The organism is Actinotalea sp. (genome assembly GCF_041597215.1).
GTDB lineage: Bacteria > Actinomycetota > Actinomycetes > Actinomycetales > Cellulomonadaceae > Actinotalea.
In genome coordinates this window covers 1-7106 of the sequence record NZ_JBFHHB010000168.1, presented here as the reverse complement: position 1 = coordinate 7106, position 7106 = coordinate 1, and the positions used below count along the sequence as shown (strand labels likewise).

The window sequence follows — 7106 nt, the reverse complement described above, 5'->3', positions numbered from 1 at the left end:
GTCGGCGAGGTCGCGCTGCTCGGACGGGGAGGTGGTGTCGGTCATCTGTGCCCTTCGGTCGACCTTCAGCGTGACATGCAGCCGGCACGTCGGCGAACCATTTCGCGGACGGCGCACCTCGCGGGCCACCCTCCCGCACCCCTGCCATCGGTAGGGTTCCGTGCGTGTCAGGCACCGAGGACCACTACTTCACGGCCGAGCCGGCGTCAGCCGACGAGCGGCGGCGGCTGACCGTGCGGCTCGTCGACCGCGAGGTGGCGGTGCAGACCGCGCCGGGAGTGTTCTCCGGGAGCCGGCTCGACCCCGGCACGCAGGTGCTGCTGCGCTCCGTTCCCGCTCCGCCCGCCGAGGGTGACCTGCTCGACCTCGGTTGCGGCTGGGGGCCCGTCGCCCTGAGCCTGGCGATGCTCTCCCCCGGGGCGCGGGTCTGGGCCGTCGACGTGAACCGCAGGGCGCTCGACCTGGTCGCCCGCAACGCGGCGGAGCTCGGGCTCGACGGCATCCGCACGGCGGAGCCCGACGGCGTTCCCGCGGACCTCCGGTTCGCCACGATCTGGTCCAACCCGCCGATCCGCATCGGCAAGCCTGCCCTGCACGCCCTGCTGGACGACTGGCTCCCGCGGCTCGCCCCCGGGGGCGCGGCCTGGCTCGTGGTCCAGAAGTCGCTCGGGGCGGACTCCCTTCAGGGCTGGATCGAGCAGGAGCTCGGGATGCCCGTGAACCGGGTGGCGAGCTCCAAGGGCTTCCGGGTCCTGCGCGTCACCCGGGACTGAGCCGCGGGCACGACCGGCGACGTCGGAGGCCGCGGGCCGAGCGGAGGTCGATGGCCGCGCCGACCGATCGCGCCGGCTCAGACGCGCTCGTCCCCGTCCAGCAACGCATCCAGGTCGACGGTCACCGTCGCGACGAGCTCGGCGGGCCCGGAGAGCTCGACCCTGTCCTCGGGGAGGAGCCGCACCCCGACCACGCCACCGGGGACCTCGACGAGCCAGGACTCGGGAGCCTCGGCACCCATCCAGGTCCGTACCGCCATCGCCGCGGCGCACGCTCCCGTCCCGCAGGACTGGGTCTCCCCGACGCCGCGCTCGTGGACGCGCATCCGGACCACCCCGACCGTTCCCTCGGCGGTGGTCCGCTCGCCGAGCGGGACGACGAGCTCGACGTTGGTGCCCTCCGGAGCGAGCGGCGAGACCACCGGGGCCGAGCCGAGGTCAGCGGCCTCGAGCTCTGCCGGGTCGGCGAGCGCCAGGACGGTGTGCGGGTTGCCGAGGTCGACACGCAGCGCCGGACGCGCGGTGTCGAGGCCCTTGACCTCCACCTGCGCGTCCGAGCCCGCAGCCGACGACTCCGCACCGCCGGGCAGGTGCCACGGACCCATGTCGACGGCGTACCACTCCTCCTGCGCGCCCGTCGGGCAGGCGACACGTGTCACGTACCGCACCCCTGCCCTGGTGCCCACGGCCCAGGTGCCGGTGCCGTCCCACAGGCCGAGGCGCTCGGCGAACCGCGCCACGACGCGGACTCCGTTCCCGCACATCTGGGCGAGGGAGCCGTCGGCGTTGCGGTAGTCCATGAACCATCGGGCGCGCGGGTCCTCGGCGAGGCTCTGGGCGCCCTCCGGGAGCCGGTGCGTCCCGACGAGCCGGATGACGCCGTCGCAGCCGATGCCGGACCGACGGTCGGCGAGGGCCCGGACGAGCCCCTCGCCGAGCTCGAGCTCGCCGTCACGGTCGTCGAGGAGCACGAAGTCGTTGCGGGTGCCGTGGCCCTTGGTCACGGCGAGCGAGCGCGTCATGAGCCGAGGGTACGTCGTCGGGTACCAGGGTCGACGAGCGTGCCCATGTCCGCTCTCGCGACGAGCCGGAGCGCCTCCTCGACCAGGTCCGGTCGGCGTGCGTCGAGCCAGTGCACGCGGGGGTCTCTCCCGAACCAGCCCATCTGCTTGCGGGCCAGGCGCCGGGTCGCCACGGCGACGTCGGTCCGCGCCTGCTCGGCGGTGCACTCCCCGGCGAGCAGGGACAGGACCTGGGCGTAGCCGACAGCCCGCGACGCCGTGCGGCCCAGCCGCCCGGCGAGCCCCCGCACCTCGTCGAGCAGGCCGAGCTCCCACATCCGCTCCACCCGCACCGCGATCCTCGAGTCGAGCATGGCTCGATCGGTGTCCAGGCCGATCTGCACCGCCGGGACCTCGTACTGCGGCTCGGGGAGCTCTGCGGTCCACGGCTCGCCGGTGAGGGCGATGACCTCCAGCGCACGCACGATCCGGCGCGTGTTGGTCCGCGGGATCCGGTGCGCGGCCGGGGGGTCGAGCCGGGCGAGCTCGTCGTGCAGGACACCGGGCCCGTCCCGCTCCGCCCGTTCCTCCAGCGCGGACCGGACCACCGGGTCCGAGGGCGCCATGCTGAGGTGGTCGAGCAGCGCCCGCACGTACAGACCGGACCCGCCGACGGCCACCACCCGCCGCCCCCTCGCGTGCGCGAGGTCCACCTGGGCCCTCGCGTCACGCTGGTAGGCGGCCACCGAGGCGTCCTGCTCGACGTCGAGGACGTCGAGCATGTGGTGCTCGATCCCCCGACGCTCATCGACGGCGAGCTTGGCGGTGCCGATGTCCATCCCGCGGTACAGCTGCATCGCATCGGCGTTGAGCACGTCGGCACCGAGGTGCTCGGCGAGATCGAGGGCGAGGTCGGACTTGCCGGTCGCGGTCGGCCCGACGACAGCCACCACGAGCGGGCTCATCGCGCGTCCCAGCCGGCGACGGCGTACGTCGCCCCGGCGGGGACGCTCACGCTGACGGTGGCGTCCATGGCCGGTCCGGGGGTCGCCAGTGCGCCGAGGAGGACCTGCCACGGTCCCCATGCGCTGACCGCGAGCGCCTGGGCGAGGGTGAGGTCGACGGCGGCGAGCCGGTGGGCCGCCTCCTCCCGGGCACTTCCGGCCCCGGTCGCGTCGTGCTGCGTCGTTGCGGGAGCGCCGGATCGCGGTCCACGGCCCGTCAGGGCCAGGTCCGCCGCCACCGCCTCGTCGAATGCCGCTGCCCGCGGGTCCTCGGCGAGCGGGGAGTCGGGGCCGCGCCGTGCGCTCAGCCCTCCCATGAGGAGCAGCGCCACGTCGTCCGTCGCCAGCTCCCGTCCCACGCGGTGCAACGCGGGGGCCTCCCCCTCGGCGACCGCGAGGACCTCCACCGCGGCCGTCCACCCCGCGTCGGCGAGGAGGGCGAGAGCGACGGCCGCGGGCACGTCGTCGACCACCTCGTCGCCGGAGCCCCGCACGCCCGTCCTCGACGCCGCCCGATCAGCGGCTGCGCCACCGGTCTCGCCGGGAGCTGCCACGCCGACCCGGACCCCGGTGAGACCGGCCACGGCGTCCGGGACGCCGGCAGCGGCCAAGGTGGGGTGCAGTCGTCCTGACCACCGTCGCACCACCGGCCGGGCCGGCTCGTCCGGGGGCAGGCCCGTCCCGCGCCCAGCCGGGACGACGACGACGACCCGTCCGGCACCGCACGCCGCCAGACGACGGACCGCCGACCGCGCCTCCCGGCGCACGTCCTCGTGGTCCGCGGGGACGCCGGGGAGCACGAGGAGGGCCGTGGGTGGGAGGAGGGCGGCAGCGCGGAGCACCCCACGACGGTACCGGCGATGGCCGGTAGTCTCTGGTCGGTGGCCCTCTTCTCCTGGCGACGCGAACGACGCGAGCCACGCGCTGACTCCGGACGACGTCCCGGCGCCCAGCCCGACCCGGGCCCGTACCATCCCGATCTCGTCGCGCCGCTCACCGCTGAGCGGGTCCGCAGCTGGCTGCTGCGCTCCGACTACGGCTACTTCACGGACGTCGACGGCGACCTGGGCGGCCTCTGGCGGGGCCGGCTCTTCTACTTCTTCACCCTGGGTGAGCGCCACGAGATCCTCCAGGTCAGAGGCCAGTGGAACCGGACCTTCGCCATCGAACGGCTCGGGGAGGTACTCGAGGTCTGCAACGACTGGAACGCCGAGCGCGTGTGGCCCAAGGCCTACCTGCGGGTCAGGGACGACGGCCGGGTGCACGCGGTGTGCGAGTCGGCCACCGACCTCGAGCACGGAGTGACCGACACCCAGCTCGGGCAGTTCCTGCACAGCGGGCTGGCCTCCGCCGCCGCCTTCTTCGACACCCTCGACGACCTGTACCCCGACCCGGCAGGGATGGCACCGTGAGCGCCCGCGCCCCGGTTCCGCCCGCCCCGCTGGCCACCGCCCGGATCGAGGCCTACCTGCGGTCCTGCGGCTACGAGTCCGTGCACGACGACGACGGCGACCTGACCGGCGTGTGGAACTCGCACCGGTTCTGGTTCATCGTCATGGGTGAGAGCGAGGAGATCCTCCAGGTCCGCGGACGGTGGAACCGGCTCGTCCCGGTCGACGAGCGGGCCCAGGCGCTGCTGGCCCTCAACGACTGGAACCGCGACCGGATCTGGCCGAAGGCGTACCTGCGCCCGGAGGACGGCGGACTGGCCGTGTACGGCGAGGTCTCGGCCGATCTCGAGCACGGGGTGACCGACGCGCAGCTCGCCGAGATCGTCGACTGCGGGCTGGGGACCTGCGTGCAGTTCTTCGCCGGGCTGGAGAGCCTGCTCCCGGTGCTGCCCTCCTGAGGGGACCTGCCGGGGCACCGAACGCCACGGCGCCCCCGGGGTCGTCCCGGCTCAGCCGCGCAGCGTCGGGACAGGGAGCAGCACGGCACCACCGGGAGCCGTGGCGGGTCCGTGGTCGTGACCGCCGGACGTCCGCTCCTGCCACGCCTGCCCGGAGCGGGTCCGGCGCACCTCGTACGTGCCGCCGGTCAGCCCCGAGTCCGCCACGAGGTGGTGCGGAGCCGAGTGGGTGATCTCCACCGTGACGACGTCGCCCGGACGTGGCACGTCGGGATCGCCCGGCCGGCCGCCCTGCGCGTGCGGCGGGAGCGAGAGGTGCACGAGGCGGTTGTCCGGAGCCCGTCCGCTCAGGCGACGGGTCGCCCCGTCCTTGCGCCCCTCACCCTCCGAGACGAGCACCTCGAGGGTGCGCCCGACCTGCCGGGCGTTCTCCTGCGCGGAAATGCGCTCCTGGAGCGCGACGAGCCGGTCGTAGCGCTCGGTCACCACGTTCGCCGGGACGGGGTCGGGCAGGTCGACGGCCGGGGTGCCGGGACGCGGGGAGTACTGGAAGGTGAAGGCCGAGCTGAACCTCGCCTCCTCGACCACGCGCAGGGTCTGCTCGAAGTCCTCCTCCGTCTCGCCAGGGAAGCCGACGATGATGTCCGTCGTGATGGCGGCCTCGGGGATCGACTCCCGCACCTCCTCGAGGATCGCCAGGAACCGGGCGGAGCGGTACGAGCGGCGCATCGCGCGCAGCACCCGGTCCGAGCCCGACTGCAGCGGCATGTGGAGCTGCGGCATGACGGTGGGCGTCTGCGCCATCGCGGCGATGACGTCCGAGGTGAACGCCGCGGGGTGCGGCGAGGTGAACCGGACCCGCTCGATCCCCTCGACCGCACCGACCTCCCGGAGCAGGGAGGCGAAGGCCCCACGATCACCGAACCCCACCCCGTAGGTGTTGACGTTCTGGCCCAGCAGGGTCACCTCGACGGCGCCGGCGGCCACCAGCGCCTCGACCTCCGCGAGGATCTCGCCGGGGCGACGGTCGCGCTCCTTGCCACGCAGCGACGGCACGATGCAGAAGGTGCAGGTGTTGTTGCAGCCGACGCTGATCGAGACCCAGCCCGCGTAGGCGGACTCCCGCCGGGTCGGCAGGGTGGAGGGGAAGACCTGGAGGGACTCGGCGATCTCGACCTGCGCGGCCTGGTTGTGCCGCGCCCGCTCGAGGAGCGCGGGGAGCACGTCCAGGTTGTGGGTGCCGAAGACCACGTCGACCCAGGGCGCTCGCTCGACGATCTGGCCGCGGTCCTTCTGGGCGAGGCAGCCCCCGACGGCGATCTGCATCCCCGGACGGGCCGCCTTGATCGAGGCGAGCTGACCGAGGTTGCCGTACAGCCGCGTCGAGGCGTTCTCGCGCACCGCACAGGTGTTGAGCACGACGACGTCGGCCTCCCAGCGCGCAGCGTCCTCCGCGGGGGCAGCGACGTACCCGGCCGCCTCCAGGAGACCTGCCATGTGCTCGGAGTCGTGGACGTTCATCTGGCAGCCGAGGGTGCGCACGGCATAGGTGCGCAGGGCTGCGTCGGGGCGCGTAGACATCCCGGAAAGGGTACGACGCCGCGGTCCGTCCGCGTCGCCACGGATCCGGGGCGTCCGTCGGTGCTCCGCATCCGTAACCGATCCGACACCTCCCCGACGTGCCCGGGTGATCAGATCGGCCTACCTTCGAAGGATGGAATCGCAGCCCGTGCCCGACGACTCCTCGTCGGCCGACCCCTCGCTCGCCGACTCCGCCCTGTCCGGCGACCGCTCGGACGAGCCCTTGGTGGTGCTCTCGCACGTCGACAAGCACTACGGCGCGCTGCACGTGCTCCAGGACATCAACCTGACCATCACCCGCGGCGAGGTCGTCGTGGTCATCGGCCCCTCGGGTTCCGGCAAGTCGACGTTGTGCCGGACCATCAACCGGCTGGAGACGATCGACGACGGCCTCATCACCATCGACGGCGTGCCGCTGCCGGCGGAGGGCAAGGCGCTCGCTCGGCTACGGGCCGACGTGGGCATGGTCTTCCAGTCCTTCAACCTCTTCGCGCACAAGACCGTCCTGGAGAACATCACGCTCGGGCCGACGACCGCCAAGGGGATGAAGCGCTCCGAGGCGGAGGCCCTCGCCAGGGAGCTCCTCGAGCGGGTCGGGGTCTCCGACCAGGCGAACAAGCTGCCCGCGCAGCTCTCCGGCGGCCAGCAGCAGCGCGTGGCCATCGCCCGTGCCCTGGCGATGAAGCCCAAGGTCATGCTCTTCGACGAACCGACCTCCGCCCTCGACCCCGAGATGATCAACGAGGTCCTCGACGTGATGGTCTCGCTCGCCCACGAGGGCATGACGATGGTCGTCGTCACCCACGAGATGGGCTTCGCCCGCAAGGCCGCGAACCGGGTGGTCTTCATGGACGGAGGGCAGATCGTCGAAGAGGCCGACCCGGAGACCTTCTTCACC

General features: G+C 73.3%; 8 protein-coding genes. 4 read left to right on the top strand and 4 right to left on the bottom strand.

What is annotated here, in order from left to right; translation table 11 throughout:
- Positions 1-164: 164 nt before the first annotated feature.
- Positions 165-773 (top strand): class I SAM-dependent methyltransferase, encoded by a 609-nt coding sequence (locus ABWK99_RS11680; RefSeq protein WP_372594876.1) that lies wholly within the window; start codon positions 165-167, stop codon positions 771-773.
- Between the two features lie 77 nt (positions 774-850).
- On the opposite strand, the gene dapF is transcribed toward ABWK99_RS11680, so the two are convergent.
- From dapF to ABWK99_RS11665, 3 genes are read right to left on the bottom strand one after another with little or no spacing between them, the layout of a single operon-like run.
- The gene (gene dapF, locus ABWK99_RS11675; protein ID WP_372594875.1) at positions 851-1795 is read right to left on the bottom strand and encodes a diaminopimelate epimerase; all 945 of its coding nucleotides are present in this window, start codon (positions 1793-1795) and stop codon (positions 851-853) included.
- Positions 1792-2739 carry a tRNA (adenosine(37)-N6)-dimethylallyltransferase MiaA gene (miaA, locus tag ABWK99_RS11670; RefSeq protein WP_372594874.1) on the bottom strand — a complete coding sequence of 316 codons (948 nt, stop codon included), beginning with the start codon at positions 2737-2739 and terminating at the stop codon, positions 1792-1794. The genes dapF and miaA overlap by 4 nt, the downstream gene beginning before the upstream one ends.
- Positions 2736-3620, bottom strand: coding sequence for a hypothetical protein (locus ABWK99_RS11665; protein ID WP_372594873.1), 885 nt, complete (start codon positions 3618-3620; stop codon positions 2736-2738). Before ABWK99_RS11665 ends, miaA begins: the two co-directional genes overlap by 4 nt.
- Positions 3621-3638: 18 nt before the next feature.
- Here ABWK99_RS11665 and ABWK99_RS11660 point away from each other — a divergent pair, with 18 nt between their 5' ends.
- Complete coding sequence (locus ABWK99_RS11660; RefSeq protein WP_372594872.1) at positions 3639-4190, top strand: YbjN domain-containing protein; 552 nt, start codon at positions 3639-3641, stop codon at positions 4188-4190.
- Positions 4187-4627: a YbjN domain-containing protein gene (locus tag ABWK99_RS11655; protein WP_372594871.1), complete on the top strand. Its 441-nt coding sequence runs from the start codon at positions 4187-4189 to the stop codon at positions 4625-4627. Before ABWK99_RS11660 ends, ABWK99_RS11655 begins: the two co-directional genes overlap by 4 nt.
- A gap of 51 nt (positions 4628-4678) precedes the next feature.
- On the opposite strand, the gene miaB is transcribed toward ABWK99_RS11655, so the two are convergent.
- On the bottom strand, positions 4679-6208 hold the full coding sequence (gene miaB, locus ABWK99_RS11650; protein ID WP_372594870.1) for a tRNA (N6-isopentenyl adenosine(37)-C2)-methylthiotransferase MiaB: 1530 nt from the start codon (positions 6206-6208) through the stop codon (positions 4679-4681).
- Positions 6209-6431: 223 nt separating this feature from the next.
- Between miaB and ABWK99_RS11645 the strand changes: the two genes are divergently transcribed.
- On the top strand, positions 6432-7106 hold a 675-nt coding region (locus ABWK99_RS11645), incomplete at its 3' end, for an amino acid ABC transporter ATP-binding protein (protein ID WP_372594877.1).